This window comes from Pseudomonas chlororaphis subsp. aurantiaca, from assembly GCF_013466605.1.
GTDB classification, from domain to species: Bacteria; Pseudomonadota; Gammaproteobacteria; order Pseudomonadales; family Pseudomonadaceae; genus Aquipseudomonas; species Aquipseudomonas chlororaphis_I.
Genome location: NZ_CP059162.1, coordinates 2,297,681 through 2,314,939, shown reverse-complemented (window position 1 = coordinate 2,314,939; position 17,259 = coordinate 2,297,681). Strand labels below are relative to the sequence as shown.

At 60.0% G+C, this 17,259-nt stretch carries 22 protein-coding genes; 8 read left to right on the top strand and 14 right to left on the bottom strand.

Annotation, left to right across the window (positions count from 1 at the left end; genetic code table 11):
- Window positions 1-4 precede the first annotated feature (4 nt).
- Together infC and thrS are read right to left on the bottom strand one after the other, a co-directional pair.
- A complete protein-coding gene (gene infC / locus H0I86_RS10820; RefSeq protein ID WP_169914426.1) occupies window positions 5-556 on the bottom strand; it encodes a translation initiation factor IF-3 in 552 nt (183 codons plus the stop codon).
- Window positions 556-2,478 carry a threonine--tRNA ligase gene (gene thrS, locus H0I86_RS10815; protein ID WP_009048132.1) on the bottom strand — a complete coding sequence of 641 codons (1,923 nt, stop codon included), beginning with the start codon at window positions 2,476-2,478 and terminating at the stop codon, window positions 556-558. Before thrS ends, infC begins: the two co-directional genes overlap by 1 nt.
- A 385-nt stretch (window positions 2,479-2,863) precedes the next feature.
- Between thrS and H0I86_RS10810 the strand changes: the two genes are divergently transcribed.
- Both H0I86_RS10810 and H0I86_RS10805 read left to right on the top strand, forming a co-directional pair.
- Complete coding sequence (locus H0I86_RS10810) at window positions 2,864-3,163, top strand: hypothetical protein (protein ID WP_009043058.1); 300 nt, start codon at window positions 2,864-2,866, stop codon at window positions 3,161-3,163.
- A gap of 293 nt (window positions 3,164-3,456) precedes the next feature.
- Entirely contained in the window at window positions 3,457-3,669 is a 213-nt protein-coding gene (locus tag H0I86_RS10805) for a cold-shock protein (RefSeq protein ID WP_003179963.1), read from the top strand.
- A 72-nt stretch (window positions 3,670-3,741) separates the two neighbouring features.
- Here H0I86_RS10805 and H0I86_RS10800 read toward each other — a convergent pair whose 3' ends face one another.
- Window positions 3,742-4,053, bottom strand: coding sequence for an I78 family peptidase inhibitor (locus tag H0I86_RS10800; protein ID WP_180924988.1), 312 nt, complete (start codon window positions 4,051-4,053; stop codon window positions 3,742-3,744).
- Window positions 4,054-4,213: 160 nt separating this feature from the next.
- A complete protein-coding gene (locus tag H0I86_RS10795) occupies window positions 4,214-4,519 on the bottom strand; it encodes a hypothetical protein (RefSeq protein ID WP_180924987.1) in 306 nt (101 codons plus the stop codon).
- 163 nt (window positions 4,520-4,682) lie between these two features.
- Between H0I86_RS10795 and H0I86_RS10790 the strand changes: the two genes are divergently transcribed.
- Window positions 4,683-4,895 (top strand): hypothetical protein, encoded by a 213-nt coding sequence (locus H0I86_RS10790; RefSeq protein ID WP_009043057.1) that lies wholly within the window; start codon window positions 4,683-4,685, stop codon window positions 4,893-4,895.
- Window positions 4,896-4,929: 34 nt separating this feature from the next.
- Here the strand turns inward: H0I86_RS10790 and H0I86_RS10785 are convergent, their stop codons facing one another.
- From H0I86_RS10785 to H0I86_RS10750, 8 genes are all read right to left on the bottom strand, one after another.
- Window positions 4,930-5,958: a nucleoside hydrolase gene (locus tag H0I86_RS10785; RefSeq protein ID WP_180924986.1), complete on the bottom strand. Its 1,029-nt coding sequence runs from the start codon at window positions 5,956-5,958 to the stop codon at window positions 4,930-4,932.
- 40 nt (window positions 5,959-5,998) lie between these two features.
- On the bottom strand, window positions 5,999-6,403 hold the full coding sequence (rbsD, locus tag H0I86_RS10780; protein ID WP_180924985.1) for a D-ribose pyranase: 405 nt from the start codon (window positions 6,401-6,403) through the stop codon (window positions 5,999-6,001).
- On the bottom strand, window positions 6,400-7,317 hold the full coding sequence (gene rbsK / locus H0I86_RS10775; RefSeq protein WP_180924984.1) for a ribokinase: 918 nt from the start codon (window positions 7,315-7,317) through the stop codon (window positions 6,400-6,402). Before rbsK ends, rbsD begins: the two co-directional genes overlap by 4 nt.
- A gap of 22 nt (window positions 7,318-7,339) precedes the next feature.
- Entirely contained in the window at window positions 7,340-8,359 is a 1,020-nt protein-coding gene (locus H0I86_RS10770) for a LacI family DNA-binding transcriptional regulator (RefSeq protein WP_016704898.1), read from the bottom strand.
- 3 nt (window positions 8,360-8,362) lie between these two features.
- Window positions 8,363-9,340 (bottom strand): ABC transporter permease, encoded by a 978-nt coding sequence (locus H0I86_RS10765; RefSeq protein WP_007920531.1) that lies wholly within the window; start codon window positions 9,338-9,340, stop codon window positions 8,363-8,365.
- Window positions 9,337-10,890 carry a sugar ABC transporter ATP-binding protein gene (locus tag H0I86_RS10760; protein ID WP_180924983.1) on the bottom strand — a complete coding sequence of 518 codons (1,554 nt, stop codon included), beginning with the start codon at window positions 10,888-10,890 and terminating at the stop codon, window positions 9,337-9,339. Before H0I86_RS10760 ends, H0I86_RS10765 begins: the two co-directional genes overlap by 4 nt.
- Window positions 10,891-10,947: 57 nt before the next feature.
- A complete protein-coding gene (locus H0I86_RS10755) occupies window positions 10,948-11,904 on the bottom strand; it encodes a sugar ABC transporter substrate-binding protein (RefSeq protein WP_009043052.1) in 957 nt (318 codons plus the stop codon).
- Between the two features lie 247 nt (window positions 11,905-12,151).
- Window positions 12,152-12,607, bottom strand: coding sequence for a hypothetical protein (locus H0I86_RS10750; protein ID WP_180924982.1), 456 nt, complete (start codon window positions 12,605-12,607; stop codon window positions 12,152-12,154).
- A gap of 323 nt (window positions 12,608-12,930) precedes the next feature.
- On the opposite strand from H0I86_RS10750, the gene H0I86_RS10745 reads away from it, so the two are divergent.
- The 3 genes from H0I86_RS10745 to H0I86_RS10735 all read left to right on the top strand — a co-directional run bounded on the left by H0I86_RS10745 (window position 12,931) and on the right by H0I86_RS10735 (window position 15,190).
- Entirely contained in the window at window positions 12,931-14,019 is a 1,089-nt protein-coding gene (locus H0I86_RS10745) for an asparaginase (RefSeq protein ID WP_062823040.1), read from the top strand.
- A gap of 234 nt (window positions 14,020-14,253) precedes the next feature.
- A complete protein-coding gene (locus H0I86_RS10740; RefSeq protein WP_180924981.1) occupies window positions 14,254-14,496 on the top strand; it encodes a DUF1654 domain-containing protein in 243 nt (80 codons plus the stop codon).
- Window positions 14,497-14,500: 4 nt separating this feature from the next.
- The gene (locus tag H0I86_RS10735) at window positions 14,501-15,190 is read left to right on the top strand and encodes an endonuclease (RefSeq protein WP_180924980.1); all 690 of its coding nucleotides are present in this window, start codon (window positions 14,501-14,503) and stop codon (window positions 15,188-15,190) included.
- Between the two features lie 118 nt (window positions 15,191-15,308).
- On the opposite strand, the gene H0I86_RS10730 is transcribed toward H0I86_RS10735, so the two are convergent.
- Window positions 15,309-15,665, bottom strand: coding sequence for an SPOR domain-containing protein (locus tag H0I86_RS10730; RefSeq protein ID WP_180925821.1), 357 nt, complete (start codon window positions 15,663-15,665; stop codon window positions 15,309-15,311).
- 267 nt (window positions 15,666-15,932) lie between these two features.
- On the opposite strand from H0I86_RS10730, the gene csrA reads away from it, so the two are divergent.
- Both csrA and H0I86_RS10720 read left to right on the top strand, forming a co-directional pair.
- A complete protein-coding gene (gene csrA, locus H0I86_RS10725) occupies window positions 15,933-16,127 on the top strand; it encodes a carbon storage regulator CsrA (protein ID WP_007920550.1) in 195 nt (64 codons plus the stop codon).
- A gap of 346 nt (window positions 16,128-16,473) precedes the next feature.
- A complete protein-coding gene (locus H0I86_RS10720; RefSeq protein ID WP_009048117.1) occupies window positions 16,474-16,722 on the top strand; it encodes a hypothetical protein in 249 nt (82 codons plus the stop codon).
- Between the two features lie 74 nt (window positions 16,723-16,796).
- On the opposite strand, the gene H0I86_RS10715 is transcribed toward H0I86_RS10720, so the two are convergent.
- Window positions 16,797-17,258, bottom strand: a complete 462-nt coding sequence (locus H0I86_RS10715) for a DUF2214 family protein (RefSeq protein WP_180924979.1) — start codon at window positions 17,256-17,258, stop codon at window positions 16,797-16,799.
- Window position 17,259 lies beyond the last annotated feature (1 nt).

The following is a 17,259-nucleotide window of genomic DNA, read 5'->3' as shown; positions in this document are numbered from 1 at the left end:
TTGATTACTTCTTCTTTTTCGGGGCGATGACCATGATCAGCTGGCGTCCTTCCATCTTAGGATGCTGTTCGACCGAACCGTACTCTTGCAGGTCAGCTTCAACCCGCTTGAGGAGTTCCATCCCCAGCTCCTGGTGGGCCATCTCACGGCCGCGGAATCGCAAGGATACCTTGGCCCTGTCCCCGTCACTCAGGAAACGTACCAGGTTGCGCAGTTTTACCTGGTAATCCCCTTCCTCCGTCCCTGGACGAAACTTGATTTCTTTTACCTGAATCTGCTTCTGGTTCTTCTTCGCCGCAGCAATCTGCTTCTTCTTCTCGAAGATCGACTTGCCGTAGTCCATCACACGGCAGACCGGTGGGACTGCGTCGGCGGAGATTTCCACCAGATCAAGCTTGGCTTCTTCAGCAATACGAAGCGCTTCATCAATCGAGACGATGCCAATCTGCTCGCCGTCAGCGCCAATTAACCGAACCTCGCGTGCCGAGATATTCTCGTTGATCGGGGCTTTCGGTGCAGCTCGTTTATCTTGTCTCATTTCACGCTTAATAATAATTACTCCGAATCTGGGCGACCACGCCGGGAAACCGCTTGTGCAAGGAACTCCGAGAACTGAGCAACGGGCATCGAGCCCAGGTCAGCACCTTCACGGGTACGCACAGCGACAGTCTGCGTCTCGACTTCCCTATCTCCAATAACCAAGAGATAGGGAACCTTGAGCAAAGTATGCTCGCGGATTTTAAAGCCGATCTTTTCATTTCTCAAGTCGGACTTGGCACGAAATCCGCTTTGGTTGAGTGTTTTTTCCACTTCGAGGGCAAAATCTGCCTGTTTATCAGTGATATTCATCACCACGGCCTGGGTCGGAGCCAGCCACGCAGGGAATGCGCCTTCGTAATGTTCGATCAGAATCCCGACGAAACGCTCGAAGGAACCGAGGATCGCCCGGTGCAACATCACCGGATGTCTACGGCTGTTATCTTCGGAAACGTATTCAGCGCCCAGACGGATCGGCAGATTGAAATCGAGCTGCAAGGTACCACACTGCCAGACACGCCCCAGGCAGTCTTTCAGCGAGAACTCGATTTTCGGGCCGTAGAACGCACCCTCCCCAGGCTGCAGGTCATATGGCAACCCGGCGCTATCAAGCGCGGCGGCCAAGGCATTTTCAGCGCGATCCCACAGCTCGTCGGAACCCACACGCTTTTCAGGGCGGGTCGAAAGCTTCATTTCGATGTCCTTGAAGCCGAAATCAGCATAGACATCCATGGTTAGCTTGATGAACGCCGCGGATTCGGCCTGCATCTGCTCTTCGGTACAGAAGATATGCGCGTCGTCCTGGGTGAAGGCACGCACACGCATGATGCCGTGCAATGCACCGGACGGCTCGTTACGGTGGCAGGCACCAAACTCGGCCAGACGCATCGGCAGCTCGCGGTAGCTTTTCAGGCCCTGGTTGAACACCTGCACGTGGCACGGGCAGTTCATCGGCTTGATGGCGTAGTCGCGGCTTTCCGACTCGGTGGTGAACATGTTTTCGGCGTAGTTGGCCCAGTGCCCGGATTTCTCCCACAGGCTGCGATCGACCACCTGCGGAGTCTTGATCTCCAGGTAGCCATTGTCGCGCTGAACCTTGCGCATGTACTGCTCGAGCACCTGGTACAGGGTCCAGCCGTTCGGATGCCAGAACACCATGCCCGGCGCTTCTTCCTGGGTATGGAACAGGCCCAGGCGCTTGCCGATCTTGCGATGGTCGCGCTTCTCGGCTTCTTCGATACGCTGGATGTAGGCCGCCAGTTGCTTCTTGTCCGCCCAGGCAGTGCCGTAGACGCGCTGCAACTGCTCGTTCTTGGCATCGCCACGCCAGTAGGCGCCGGACAGTTTGGTCAGCTTGAAGGACTTGAGGAAGCGAGTATTCGGCACGTGCGGACCGCGGCACATGTCGACGTATTCTTCGTGATAGTACAGCCCCATGGCCTGTTCGTTCGGCATGTCCTCGACCAGACGCAGCTTGTAGTCTTCGCCGCGAGCCTTGAACACTTCGATTACTTCGGCACGCGGAGTGACCTTCTTGATGACGTCGTAATCTTTCTCGATCAGTTGCTGCATGCGCTGCTCGATGGCCGCCAGGTCATCCGGGGTGAAAGGACGCTCGTAGGCGATATCGTAATAGAAGCCTTCATCGATCACCGGACCGATAACCATCTTCGCCGTCGGATACAGCTGCTTGACCGCGTGGCCAACCAGGTGAGCGCAAGAGTGGCGAATGATCTCCAGCCCCTCTTCATCCTTTGGCGTGATGATTTGCAGGGTCGCGTCGCTGTCGATCAGATCGCAGGCGTCGACCAGTTTGCCATTGACCTTGCCGGCCACGGTGGCCTTGGCCAGACCTGCACCAATGGATGCGGCGACCTCGGCTACGGAAACCGGATGATCGAATGAACGTTGACTGCCGTCGGGAAGAGTAATGGTGGGCATGGCGCCTCCTCTCCTAGTGGTGACCCCTACCAAAGGTCACGTGGGTTGGGATGAGCCAGTACGCGGTTCGATCCAGGCCGTTCATGACGAACGCCTGCCTCACAGTGGCAGGAGCCTTGCGGCCAACCGGTAAAACGAACCAGAGTGACTGGAGTTCAAATCAGAAAAATAGAGGCATAGACCGCGGTGGGATTGAAACTCGCCCAGAGCCTGAAAACACCCAAGCCGGGCATGCTAGCACAGATGAACGGTCATCGCGCCGTACTTCCCACCGGAAGCAGCGTAGCAGCGCTTTCTAAGCTACAAAGTGAACTTGATGTGTACGCAACGTCTCAAATACACCGAGAATCGCCATTCTTGTACCAATCCCAGGAGAGCCCGACTCATGCGCCTCACCCAACTATTCGCCCTTGCCGCCCCTTTCGCCCTGCTGCTGCCACTGAGCGCGCAAGCCGCCTGGCCAGCCGGGGTACGCGCCGAATACATGAAGGATTGCACGGCTGCCGCCAGCCAGAGCGTTGATGTGAAAAGTGCGGAAAAGCACTGCGCCTGTGGTGCGGACAAGCTCAATGAGAAATTCACTACCGACGAAATCAAACAACTCATGAGCAAGCAGACTCAACCGGATCCGGCGCTGAGAACCAAGGCGCTGGATGCTATTGCCGCTTGCCGGGTGGTGAAATAAGTCTTTAAAGCGCGAGAGAGGGCCTTGAATCAGGTTCGATGCGATCTGAAAACCGGCCTTTTTTCACAATTTACGCAGCTTTTACGGCTTTTTTTATCACCGGATATTTTCGGTGAAAGCCCCTTAAACCGGGGCCTTCAGCGGATCGGAGCAACAAAACGGACTCAAGCACCTGGGAATCGGCATGTCCGGGGGGCTCCCAAGTCGAACATTTCGACTATGATAGCCCGGTGTGCCCAGTTGGCCTGAGCAGCACAGTACTACTGAAAATATATGTTTCTTGGAGATACACCATGTCTAATCGCCAAACCGGCACCGTAAAATGGTTCAACGATGAAAAAGGCTTCGGCTTCATCACTCCTCAAGGTGGCGGTGACGACCTGTTCGTACACTTCAAAGCTATTGAAAGCGACGGTTTCAAAAGCCTGAAAGAAGGCCAGACCGTTTCCTTCGTGGCTGAGAAAGGCCAAAAGGGTATGCAAGCTGCACAAGTTCGTCCTGAGTAATTTCTCAGCGAGCTAAAAAACCCCGTCCATGTGACGGGGTTTTTTATGCACGGTGCAAAAGCGCTGACAGAATCAGCCGCAGTTGACCCGGGTGACCACCAGGTTGTTATCGGTGTTGAGGTTCAGCCGATCGGAACGGTATTCCAGGGTAATCATGTCATTCGGCTTGAGAATACGGGCGTTCTGCGCACCTGCGCGAGTGCGTGCCTGCTCCAGCAGCTCAGGCGAAGCTTTTTTGCCGATGGCGAATTCGGCCGCCTTAGCCTCACAGCGGCTATGGCCTCTCTCGGTCGCTACCGGATCCTTATCCGGCGAAGAAGTGCTGCACCCTGCCAAAACGACTGCAGCCAACAAGGTACCGAATGACGCGAGCTTCCAAGGCATGAAGCCTCCTTTTCAAAAATAAGCAGAGATAGTGCGACAACCACTCTGACTATTGGTTTCACAAACGGACTGGCCAATGGCCTCTTGGCCAGATAGCGGGCAAGTCTGCATCAGGTACGGCCACGTTTCATGCAGCAATCGTGACCGGATATGAACAGCCTCAGTAAATATCGATGTAATCGAACGGTGGCTTCGGCCAGTTCTGTTTCAGTGCGTTAAGAATCTGCGTCACCCAGACCTCATCGCTGGCCGCTACCCGCCCGACATAACCGGAGCCAGCGGCCCAGGTTTCCAGCCTGAACAACAGGCCGTCGATTTCCGCACCACCGACCACGCCCGACGAGATATAGGCAATGCCCGTCTTGGTCACTCGCAATTGGGTATGCACATCGTCACTGGCCGACGCCAGCAACTGGCGTACCGCCTCGAAGGTCAAGGCATCAGGGTTGTTCAAATCGATCTGCACACTGGCACCCTTTGAAAACAGACAATGACCAAGTGTCGCACAGCCCTTCCCTCATGCCTAAGTCGGAGTGCGAAAAGCCCGCCAAGGTGTTTAACTCTACAAGACCGGAAGCCCTCGACAAGCGCCTGTCCGGCCCGCCCATTTCCGAGCTTGCGAGACATCCATGGCCACCGTGACGATCGACGCCGACATCAAAGCCAAATGGCCCGAAGGTCATTGCTCCTACAGCCCCGGCAGCCCCGAAGAGCTGGCGATCATCGGCATCGACTTACTGATCAGGGAGCTGGGCACCGAAGCGGCCCAGACGTTCATCGAGCAGATATTCGAGAAGTATCCCGGCGAGCACTCGGGCACGCCGGATACAGGGAAGGCGTAACGCCCGACAGGCTGGCACCTGCCGGGAATATCACTTATTTCAGGCGAGCCAGGCGCTCGGTCAGCAGATCGAAGAAGCCCTGGGCATCGCCATCTTCCACCCAGAACACATTCTTCTCCTGCTTCAGGCCATCGTACCAATCGACGATGGTCTGGCCGAAGGTTGGGCCCTCACGGCTGTCGATCACCATGTTGGCCTGGCGCCCGCTGAACAGCTCGGGCTTGAGCAGGTAGGCAACGACGGTCGCGTCATGCACCGGGCCACCCGGGATGCCGTAGTGCTCCATGTCACCCTTGACGTATTCATTGAGGATATCGCCCACCACCTTGCTGGCATTGTTGTTCAAGGCCGCGATCTTCTGCAGGCGCGCATCGCTGGTCAGCACCTTGTGGGTGACGTCCAGCGGCAAGTAAGTCAGCTTCACGCCGCTCTTGAGCACCACCTCGGCGGCCTGCGGATCGGCGAACAGGTTGAACTCGGCCACCGGAGTGATATTGCCGCCATTGAAATGCGCCCCGCCCATGACCACCACTTCCTTGATGCCTTGGGTGATATCCGGTGCCTGGATCAGCGCCAGCGCCAGGTTGGTCTGCGGCCCCAGCATGGCAATGGTGATGCTGTGGGGCTTGGCAGCGCGCAGAGTGTCGATCAGGTAATTGATCGCACTACCCTCGGCCAGGCCTTTTTTCGGCTCATGCACCGTGACCCCGGAAATGCCTTCCTTGCCGTGAATGTTCTCGGCATAGATCGGCGTGCGCAGCAGCGGCTTCGGCGCGCCAGCGTACACCGGCACCTCTTCGCGCCCCGCCCACTCACGGGCCAGGCGCGCATTACGCGAAGTCTTGTCCAGGCGCACGTTGCCGGCCACCGTGGTCAGCGCGCGGATCTGCAGCTCTTCCGGCGACGCCAGGGCGAACAGCAACGCCACCACATCATCGGCACCCGGATCGGTATCGATGATCAGATCGATTTTTTCTGCCGCATGGGCGCTGGTAGCAGTGAACAGGGACACGAGCAGAACACTCCGGATCAGGTGCTTCAGTAGCTGAGCATAGCGGTGCATGGCGCACTCCTTTGCGTGGTTGAACAGAGAGAGGCAACGCTCAGAACGTCACCCCGGCAATCAAAGCGATGTTGCAATAAGGCTGGCACTCCCCCGTCCGGACGATTGCCCGTGCCTGGCGGCTGAGTACCTTGAACTCATCGTGGCCCAACAGCTTGCGCGCACCCAGCGCCCCCTCGGCGTTCAGCGCCTCGAGTGCCTGCAAGGCCGGGGACTGTCGGTCCAGGATCTCCTGCGCCAGCACATGGCCCTCCACCTGCATCTCGCAAAGCACCACCTGCAAGGTGCTGAGGAAATCCGGAATGCCCTGGGTCAGGGCCAGGTCGATCAATTCGACGCCCGGTGGCACGGGCAGGCCGGCATCGCCGATGACCACGATATCGCCGTGCCCCAGGGAGGCAATCAGTCGCGACAGGGCGACATTGAGCAAGGGTGTCTTTTTCATGCGGGAGAGAACGCCTGTACGTCGGACAACGTGGGAATGGAAGGCTGCGCGCCTGGACGGGTCACTGACAGCGCCGCCGCGACCTGGCCGAAACGAATCGCCTCGGCCTCGCTCTTGCCGGCAGCCAGGGCGGCGGCGAAACCACCGACGAAGGTGTCGCCGGCGGCCGTGGTATCAACCGCCTTGACCTTGGGCGCAGGGAAATGCTCGAAGCTCGTGCCATTGGCGAACAGCGAACCCTGGGCCCCGAGCGTGATGATGACCTTGCCGGCCCCGGCAGCGATCAAACGGCCGGCCGCGGCTTCGGCGCTCGCCAGGGAATCCACTGGCAAGCCGCTGAGGGCCGCGGCCTCGCTTTCGTTGGGAATCAGATAGTCGATGGATGCGTACCAGTCCGCCGGCAACGGGCCACTGGCCGGTGCGGGGTTGAGGATCACTGTCTTGCCCAGTTCACGACCGCGCTTGAGGCTATGCCCCACGGTGGGCAGCGGCACTTCGAGCTGGCAGATGATCACGTCGGCCGCCTGCAGCATCTTGTCGAAGCCGCTGACGACTTCTGGCGTGAGCTGACCATTGCCGCCGGCCACGATCACGATCGCGTTCTGGCTGCTGTCGTCCACCACGATCAAGGCAACGCCACTGGAGCCGGCGACAGCGGTGACGGCCTGGCAATCGATCTGTTCGGCGAGCAACGCCGAACGCAATTGCTCGCCGTAGGCATCATCACCGACGCAACCGATCATCGACACCTGGGCCCCCAGGCGGGCCGCCGCCACCGCCTGGTTCGCCCCCTTGCCACCGGAAACCGTGGCGAACGACTGGCCGATCAGGGTTTCACCGGCACGCGGCAGCCGCTCGGCCCGGGTGACCAGGTCCATGTTGAGGCTGCCTACTACCACTACTTTTGCTGGCATACATCGATACTCACAATTCGATTCAACGGTACTCGGCGAATGCGCCGGCCACGGGCGCCGTCGACTCGCGCAGGACAATGCTTGGCGTGACGATACGCTGGTCGGTCGGCAATCCAGGGGCGGCGATACGACGCAGCAACAGCTCTGCCGCCTGCTCGCCCAGTTGCAGGATCGACTGGCCGACCGTGGTCAGCGCCGGATACACATAACGGCTCATCTGGATATCGTCGAAGCCGATCACCGACAGCTCGCTCGGCACCCGGATATTGCGCTCCGCCGCCGCGCGCAGCACACCGATGCCCATCATGTCGTTGCCGGCGAAGATCGCGCTGGGCGGGTTGCGCTCCAGCAACTGGGCCGCCGCGTGATAACCACCGGTACTGGTGAAGTCGCTCTGCAGGATACGTTCCGCAGGCACTTCCACGCCGGCTTCGCGCAACGCCCGCTGGAACCCCGCCAGACGCAGCTGCGCCACGCTGGTGTAGTCCGGGCCGCCGATGCAGGCGATATCACGATGGCCCAACTCGAGCAGATGACGGGTCGCCAGGTACGCGCCGTATTCGTGATCGATACGCACCAGGTCCGCATCCACTCCTTCCAGCCCACGGTCGACGATCACCATCGGCGTGCGCACAGCCGCCAGGCCCTTGGCCAGCCCACCGTCGCCACCGGCCGAGGTCACGATCAGGCCGTCGATGCGCTTTTCCAACAGCACCCGCAGGTAGCTGCGCTGTTTTTCCGGGTCGTCGTCGGAGTTGCAGAGAATCACGCAGTAACCGTTGCGTTCGCAATAATCCTCGATCCCCCGGGCCAGTTCGGCGAAATACGGGTTGAGGCTGTTGGGCACCAACAGGCCGATGGTCGCCGTGGTCTTGGCCTTCAGCGAGCGCGCCACGGCGCTGGGCACGTAGTCGAGCTGCTGGATCGCCGCCTCGACCTTGATCCGCACCTCCTCGCTGACTGGGCGTGTCTTGTTCAACACGTGGGAAACCGTGGTGTAGGAGATCCCCGCAAGGGCCGCCACATCTTTGATCGTTGCCATGACTCAGCTCCGCCGGCTTGCGCGCTGGCTGCGATAAGTATCCAGCACCACCGCAATCACGATGACCGCGCCGGTGATGATGCGTTTGGTCGGCTCGGTCGCGCCGATCTGCGCCAGCCCCGCGGCCAGCACCGAGATAATCAATACCCCGAAAAAGGTGCTGATCACCGACCCGCGTCCGCCCATCAGGCTGGTACCGCCGATCACCACGGCCGCGATCACTTGCAGCTCCAGGCCGGAGCCGGCATTCGGGTCCGCCGCCTCCAGGCGCGAAATCTGGAACAGCGCGGCGATGCCCGCCAGCAGCCCCATCAGGCTGAACACCAGGATCTTGTAGGGCTTGGGATTGATGCCCGCCAGGCGCACCGCTTCCTCGTTGGTGCCGATACCGATCAGGTAACGGCCGAACACCGTGCGCGTCAGCACCGCCTGGGCGATGAAGATGATCAGCAAGGCGATGATGAAGGACGGCGAGATGCCAAAGGCGATCGGGTTCGACAACCAGGCGAAGGCATCACCGATATAGGCCGTGCGCGAACCGGTCATCTGGTAAGCCACGCCGCGGGCCATTTCCAGCACGCCGAGGGAGACGATGAACGAAGGAATACGCCAGGCCACGGTGATCGAGCCGGTGATGGTCCCGGCCAATGCCGCGCAGCCCATGCCCAGCAGTGCCGCCGGGATGACACTCCAGCCCCAGCCGAGAATCGCCACGCTGACGGTGGAGGCCGCCAGGGCCAGCACCGAACCCACGGACAGGTCGATGCCGCCGATGATCAGGACAAAGGTCATGCCCACCGCCAGCACCATCAGGTCCGGAATCTGGTTGGCCAACGTGCTGAAGGTGTCGTAGGAAAGAAAGTGGCTGCTCAGTGTCGAGAACAGCGCAATCATGGCCAGCAAGGCACCGGCCAGCCCCAGGTAGGTGCCCAGGCCGTAGTAGTTGCCGCCACGTTTGCCGGCCGAAGATGCAGTTTTCATGGGAGGTCCCTAGGCGCCGCTTCGTTGAGCAACGCATCACGTTTTTGATAGCCGGCGAAAGCGGCGGCAAGCAGTTCATCCTGGGTCCAGCTGTCACGCTCGAAGGTATCGATCAGGCGCCCGGCGGACAGCACGCCAATGCGATCGCAGATCAGCATCAGCTCCCGCAGGTCACTGGAAACCACCACCAGCGCCTTGCCCCGGCGAGTCAGCTCGCCGAGCAGGCCATAGATATCGAACTTGGCGCCGACATCGATGCCACGGGTCGGCTCGTCGAACAGCAGCACCGCGCAATCGCGCTCCAGCCAGCGACCGATGACCACCTTCTGCTGATTGCCCCCGGACAGTTCGGACACCCGTTGCGCCGGCCCCGAACTGCGAATGCGCATGGCATCGATCTGCCGCTGCGCCAGCGCCGATTCGTCACGGCCATTGACCAGGCCGCCACGGGAGATTTCCGGCATGTTGCCCAGGGCGATGTTGGCGCTGATGGATTGCGTCAGCAGCAGGCCTTCGCCCTTGCGATCCTCGGTGATCAGGGCAATGCCGTGGGCCACCGCGTCGACCGGCGAGCGGATATTCGCCACCTGCGCCGGAGAACCCAGGGCAACCGTGCCGCTGTCAGCCTTGTCGGCGCCGAAGATCAGGCGCAGCAGTTCGGTGCGCCCGGCGCCGATCAACCCGGAGATACCGAAGATCTCACCGCTGCGCACCTCGAAAGACACATCCAGGACCTTGTCGGAACGGCTCAGGCCGCTGACCGTCAGGGCCGGCGCGCCAATCTTGCGCGGACCGAGATCGATGTGTTCGCCCAGCTCGCGGCCCACCATCAGGTTGACCAGTTGCTCGCTGTTGTAATTGGCCATCGGCTCGACACAGACCAGGCAACCGTCACGCAGCACCGCAATGCGCTGGGCGACCCGGGCCAGTTCTTCCAGGCGATGGGAGATGTAGATGATGGCTACGCCACGGGCTTGTAGACGCGTGATCTGCTCGAAGAGCAACTCGACTTCGCGAGCCGTGAGCATCGCGGTCGGCTCGTCGAGGATCAGCACATGACAATCGCCGATCAGGTTGCGCGCGATCTCCACCATCTGCTGGTGGCCAATCCCCAGTTCGCCGACCAGGGTATCGGGATCGATCGCTTCCAGGCCGACCTGGGCCATGGCTTCGATCGCCGCCTTGCGCAACTGCTTGCGACTGATCCAGCCGCCAAGGCTGGGCAGGTTATCGAGGAACAGGTTCTCGGCCACCGACAGGGTCGGCAACAGGTTGAGCTCCTGCATGACCATGCGGATGCCCAGCTCCTCGGCCTGGGTGCGACTGCCGGGACGGTAAGCCTGGCCGTTGAAGCGCATCTCGCCGGTGGTCGGGGTCACCAGGCCACCGATGATTTTCGACAGGGTGCTTTTGCCCGCGCCATTTTCCCCAGTCAGCGCCAGCACCTCCCCGCGCATCAGCGTCAGGTCGATGCCGGTCAATACCGGTTGCGCATAGGTCTTGCCGATGCCGCTGACCGAAAGGACAGCGTTCACAGCGGAAACTGACATAAGAAACTCTCCATGCGCCCGCCTGTTCAGGCGGGCGCCGTTGCGCCGCCAGAAAGATTACTGGGTGACCAGCTCAACCGGAGTTTCGATCACGCCATTGGCGCCGCCGTCCACCTTCTCGCCCTTGAGAATCTTCAGCGCCGTCTCGATACCGAAGACTGCCTGCTTGGCGGCGAACTGGTCGGCGGTCGCCAGCACGCGACCGTCCTTGAGCATCGGCTTGATGGCATTGATGTTGTCGTAGCCGACCACCTTGACCTTGCCGGCCTTGCCCGCCGCACGCACCGCCGAGACGGCACCGACGGCCATGCTGTCGTTACCGGCCAGCAGTGCCTTGAGGTTCGGGTATTCGCTGAGCATGGCGGCGGCGACACGGTTGCCGGCGTCGATTTCCCAGTCACCGGATTGCAGCGAGACCACCTTGATCTGCGCGGCCTCCATTGCATCCTTGAAGCCTGCGGTGCGCTGCTGGGCGTTGGTGGTGGTGGACACGCCTTCGATGATGCCGACTTCATCCCCAGCCTTCAGGTCCTTGGCCAGGTACTCGCCCACCAGACGCGCGCCCTTGCGGTTGTCGGGGCCGACAAAAGGCACGCTGATGTTTTTGCTCTTGAGTACCGCCGGGTCCAGCTGGTTGTCGATGTTGATCACGGTGATACCGGCGTCCACCGCCTTCTTGATCACCGGCACCATGGCCTTGGAGTCCGCCGGGGCGATCACCAGCGCGTTGACCTTGGAAACGATCATCTGCTCGACGATACGGATCTGGTTGGCAGTATCGGTTTCATCCTTGATGCCGTTGGAGACCAGGTCGAAATCGGCGGCATGGTCTTTTTGATACGCCTTGGCGCCGTCTTCCATGGTGAGGAAGAATTCGTTGGCCAGGGACTTCATGACCAGGGCGACCTTGGGTTTTTCCGGGGTCTCGGCGAATGCCGAAGAGAGGGGAAGCGTAGCGGATGCGGCAGCCAGAACAGCGACAGCGAGAAGACGTCCAGCGAATGGCAGCTTCATGGGTTCACTCCGATCTTATGATTATTGTGAGCAACGCTTGCGCTGGAGTACGCTCGACGACCTTCAGACCCGATGAGCGCGGCTTGAAGCGAACCTGAGGCGGGTGTGACTCTTATCACCCAGGGCCTGCGCAAACGTTTGCGTAGAACGAACTATGCGAACCCTGCCGGGATTTGTCAACGGGAAAGCCAGCGCCCATGAGCACCGCGGAACGCCAGGACAGGCGCCCCGCCAGAACATCGCGCAATCATGCGGTGGTGCTGACCAGCCCGCCCGCGCCCGACGAAGAATCCTTGCTCAACTCCTTGACCAGATTGCCCACCACCTCCTGCAACGCACCGCTGGTATCGGCGATCTGGCCTTGAATCGCCATCACCACAGTCGCCTTGGCTTCCGGGGTCGGGTAGCTCGCCGTCTGTGCTGCGGCCAACTGCTGCTGTTGCTCCTGCAATTGCGCCTGCAGTTCTTTCATGCGCTTGAGCAGCATTTTCACCACCAGACTCTGATTGCCCCCTTCGGAGTCTTGAGTCTCGGCCTTCTCGGCTTCGGCACCGGACGCCACCCGCAGTTTTCCGTCTTCGTCCAGCCCCAGGGCTTGCGCAGCGTTATCAGCGGCGCCCTGGCTCAGGGCATCGATAGTGGCCGGCGATTTACCGTTGATGGTGATGGCCCCGGCAGCAGGGAAACCGACAGAAATAGACATGTGAGCTCCATAAAGAAACGATCCTTGAAGGGCATCGGCTGCAAGGAGCAGCTCTTTAATTCAGGGTTTTCCTCATGCCAATCAGAACTGTCGGACAACCGAACGCGAATCTTCCGACTATTCGGAAAACCGGACAGCAAAACGCCCCGTGCACCTGGTAAATAAAAATAAATTGATATAAATCATTAAGTTAAAAGAGTTTTGCGGCCACAGTCCGGCTGGTACAGATCCTGCTCTTCCTTTTCGCCCGCGGCATTCAGATCTGTCTCGGGTGTATCTAGATGAACCTGCACCAGCACCGTCTCACTACTAGAGAGAAAATAATGAAATCTGCTTTCAACACCCTTGTTCCGGGCGCCTTGGCCCTCCTCTTGCTCCTTCCGACTGCATTGCAGGCCAAGGAAGTCGAAACCCAACAGAAGCTGGCCAACGTGGTCGTGCTCGCCACCGGCGGCACCATTGCCGGCGCCGGTGCCAGTGCCGCCAATAGCGCCACCTACCAGGCCGCCAAAGTCGGCATCGAGCAGTTGATCGCCGGAATCCCCGAGCTGAGCCAGGTCGCCAACGTGCGCGGCGAACAGGTCATGCAGATCGCCTCTGAAAGCATCACCAACGAAAACCTGCTGCAACTGGGCCGCCGCGTCGCCGAACTGGCCGACAGCAAGGACGTCGATGGCATTGTCATCACCCACGGCACCGACACCCTGGAAGAAACCGCTTATTTCCTGAACCTGGTGGAAAAAACCGACAAGCCCATCGTAGTGGTCGGCTCCATGCGTCCAGGCACCGCCATGTCGGCCGACGGCATGCTCAACCTGTACAACGCCGTCGCCGTGGCCGGCAGCAAGGAAGCCCATGGCAAGGGCGTGCTGGTCACCATGAACGACGAGATCCAGTCGGGTCGCGACGTCAGCAAAATGATCAATATCAAGACCGAAGCCTTCAAGAGCCCATGGGGCCCGCTGGGCATGGTGGTGGAAGGCAAATCCTACTGGTTCCGCCTGCCGGCCAAGCGTCACACCCTGGATTCGGAATTCGACATCAAGACCATCAAGAGCCTGCCTGACGTCGAAATCGCCTATGGCTATGGCAACGTGAGCGACACCGCCTACAAGGCCCTGGCCCAGTCCGGCGCCAAAGCCATCATCCACGCCGGTACCGGCAATGGCTCGGTGTCTTCCCGCGTAGTGCCTGCCCTGCAAGAGCTGCGCAAGAATGGCGTGCAAATCATTCGTTCGTCCCACGTCAATGCCGGCGGCTTCGTGCTGCGCAACGCGGAACAGCCTGACGACAAATACGACTGGGTCGTGGCCAACGACCTGAATCCGCAGAAAGCCCGCATCCTGGCCATGGTCGCCCTGACCAAGACCCAGGACAGCAAGGAACTGCAGCGGATGTTCTGGGAATACTGATTGACCCGCCCGACCTGCTCAGGTCGGGCACCGCTCTACCCCGCACTCGCCCGCCCCGGGCGAGTGCTCCGCCCCAGCTGGCCGACTCTCTTCCTTTCCCGCCGATAAAAAACTCAATCGTTTTGCAGCAATCCGCGGATATCGCTGTCAGAAGAACTTCTTGAATTTTAAGCGGTTGCGAAATTTCCTACAGTAAAATACTGTACGCGCATACAGCTTAATAAGGAATGTTCCGTGCTCGCCGCAGCAACTACCCCACCAAGCTCTTATGAACGCCTCGGTTTGCGCGTTCAGAAAATCATCAATTCGCCCAACGCGCAAAAAACCAAGGCCGCCCTGATCTTCCGTCAGCCCGACGAAGCGGTCGACGAGTGGGAGCGCCTGCTCGAAGAAATCGCCGAGAACGACAACGTCACCCTCGCCTATCGCGATGACGGCGGCGTGCAGATTTTCTGGGTCGTGCCGAAGGAAGACTGAGTCGATGAGTGTCCGCTGTTTTGCTGTACTGCTGTTTTGTGTTGCCCTGAATGCCCACGCCGATGCGCCCCGCACCTTCAACGAAGCGAAGAAAATCGCCTGGAAGCTGTACGCCCCGCAATCCACCGAGTTCTACTGCGGCTGCAAGTACAGCGGCAATCGGGTCAACCTCGCCGCCTGCGGTTACGTACCACGCAAGAATGCCAACCGCGCCGCGCGCATCGAGTGGGAACACATAGTTCCTGCCTGGCAGATCGGCCATCAACGCCAATGCTGGCAGCAAGGCGGGCGCAAGAACTGCACTCGCCACGACCCGATCTATCAACGCGCCGAAGCGGACCTGCACAACCTGGTGCCGAGCATCGGCGAGGTCAATGGCGACCGTAACAACTTCAGCTTCGGGTGGCTGCCAGCGCAGTCCGGCCAGTACGGTTCATGCCTGACCCAGGTCGACTTCAAGGCCAAGAAGGTCATGCCGCGCCCGTCCATTCGCGGCATGATCGCCCGGACCTACTTTTATATGAGCAAGCAGTACAACCTGCGCCTGTCGAAACAGGATCGCCAGCTGTACGAAGCCTGGAACAAGACCTATCCGGTACAACCCTGGGAGCGCCAGCGCAATCAGAGCGTGGCCTGTGTGATGGGGCGCGGCAACGAGTTTGTCGGCCCGGTGAACCTGAACGCCTGCGGCTGATCCCCGTTCAGCTTGCCGATAAACGCCTGGGGCCAGCCCCTTCAAGATAACCGAGCGCCGACAAGGCCGGTCGCCCAACGCCGCAGCGACGACCTGGCCCGGCACTCAGAAGAGCGGCTTACTGCGCGACGCGGTGCTCGATCACTTGCGGTTCGATATTGCGCTTCTTGGCCTTGGTCAGCTTCTCGACCAGTTCGGCTTTCTTGGCTTCGGCTTCGGCCTGGGAATCGAACGGACCGATCAGCACCCGATCCTTGCCCTTTTCGACGACGACATAGGAAATGATCCCGTGTTCGATCAGCCAGCCGGCCAGATCGCTCGTCGCCTGAGGCAGGGTGCCGACGACCAGCACATCCCATTGCGGTTTCGTGGCGGCCTGCGGCGGCTGTGCCTGGACGACCGGCGCCACCTTCTTGTCGACCTCGACCTTCTTGCCCTCACCGCATCCCGCCAATGCCAGGACCGCCATCATCATCGCTACTGTGCGCACAACCTACCCCTTGAAAGTCTGAGGCGGCGATTTTAGCACCCCAATCCCCTGCGCAAACGCCACAAAATCAGCGCAAAACAAGGAGAATGATATTTATCGCCTCTGTATAGTTGCAGCTCGGGAATTAATACCGCGTCTGCGCGTCAGAAAGAGGCACCCACACAGTGGTACTTCGCAGTAATCTATACGCACTACTACCGACATCTGCACTGTCTGAATCAGGTGCCCTACAAAGCAATCAAGGAGAAGATCATGCTGATACTCACCCGCAAAGTCGGTGAAAGCATAAATATCGGTGACGACATCACGATCACCATTCTGGGCGTTAGCGGCCAGCAAGTCCGGATTGGCATCAATGCCCCGAAAGACGTTGCAGTCCATCGCGAAGAAATCTACCAACGGATCCAAGCCGGCCTCACCGCCCCGGACAAACGCGAAACCCCTTGAGCATCATGAGCGACCAGCCCTTTGTCTCATCACAATGGCTGGCGCAGCGTCGTCGTTGATTGATTCCTCCGCAGTACATTCCCCTCTTCAAATGGCAGCGGCGCAGTTCAGGCCGCCAGCGCCAGCCCTGGCAAAGTGCGTTACCCAAGCCCTCCACCGATAGCGCTCCATCCCGGCAATCTGTCGATACGACGCGGCCGGGAGAAAGCCCTCCCTCGTTTTTGTATAAATACTCAGTAGCGTGGCAACGAACAGGAGGAGTAATTTCAAGACCTACCGCCTCCGCGAGCCTGCCGAGGCTCCCCCCTTGCCACCGGCAGACGCTTTACGAACAAGGAGCGGTCATATGCAAGAGTTCGCTTACCTTCTGATCACCAACGACCTGAATGCAATGCGGACCATTGCCGCCTGCTCGACGGAGGGGCTCTACGAAGTCAAACGCGGAATATTCACCTTCCGTTCCCAGGCCAACGTCGACTACCTGCACCGTGCGCTGGCCATCGTCAGCGACGAGTTCGGCATCATTCCCGTGCAACAGGCCGAGTTCAAAACCAACCGGGCCACCATTAGCAAGGCTTTCAGCCAACTCTGCTAGAACGCGCGGTGCTCGCTACCGCGCAACAGCCCGTATCGAGCCCGAGAACGCTTGACTCGCTGCCCTTGCTCGCCTCATGACTGGCCGAGCATGACTCCACGCGCCATGCCGCTGGCCGCCACCACCATCAGCACAATCAGCAGCGCCTGCAGGTGGCTGATGCGCGCAAACAACGTGGCGCGGCCGGTATCGATCGACGCCCCGCGCCCCAGGGCGATTCGCCATTTGATCAGCACCACCATCGGCAATATTTCGAGCAACAGGATGATGACGAACAAGGTCATCTTGATGTGAAACAGCGGCTGATGCAGGTAGTAATCCGTACCTTTTTCGTAGCCGGCGAAGGCCCGCAACAAACCCGTAATCAATAACACTGCCGCGGCCAGCCCCCAGCCGTTATCGGCCAGCAGCGCCCGGCGCACGTCCGCCCCCTCGGTGACCACGCGACGCAACGCCGTACCACGATTGAGCACCGCCGCAAAGGCGACAGCAAAGGCCAACAGGTGTACGGCTGCGAGAAACCAGTGCATGAGCATC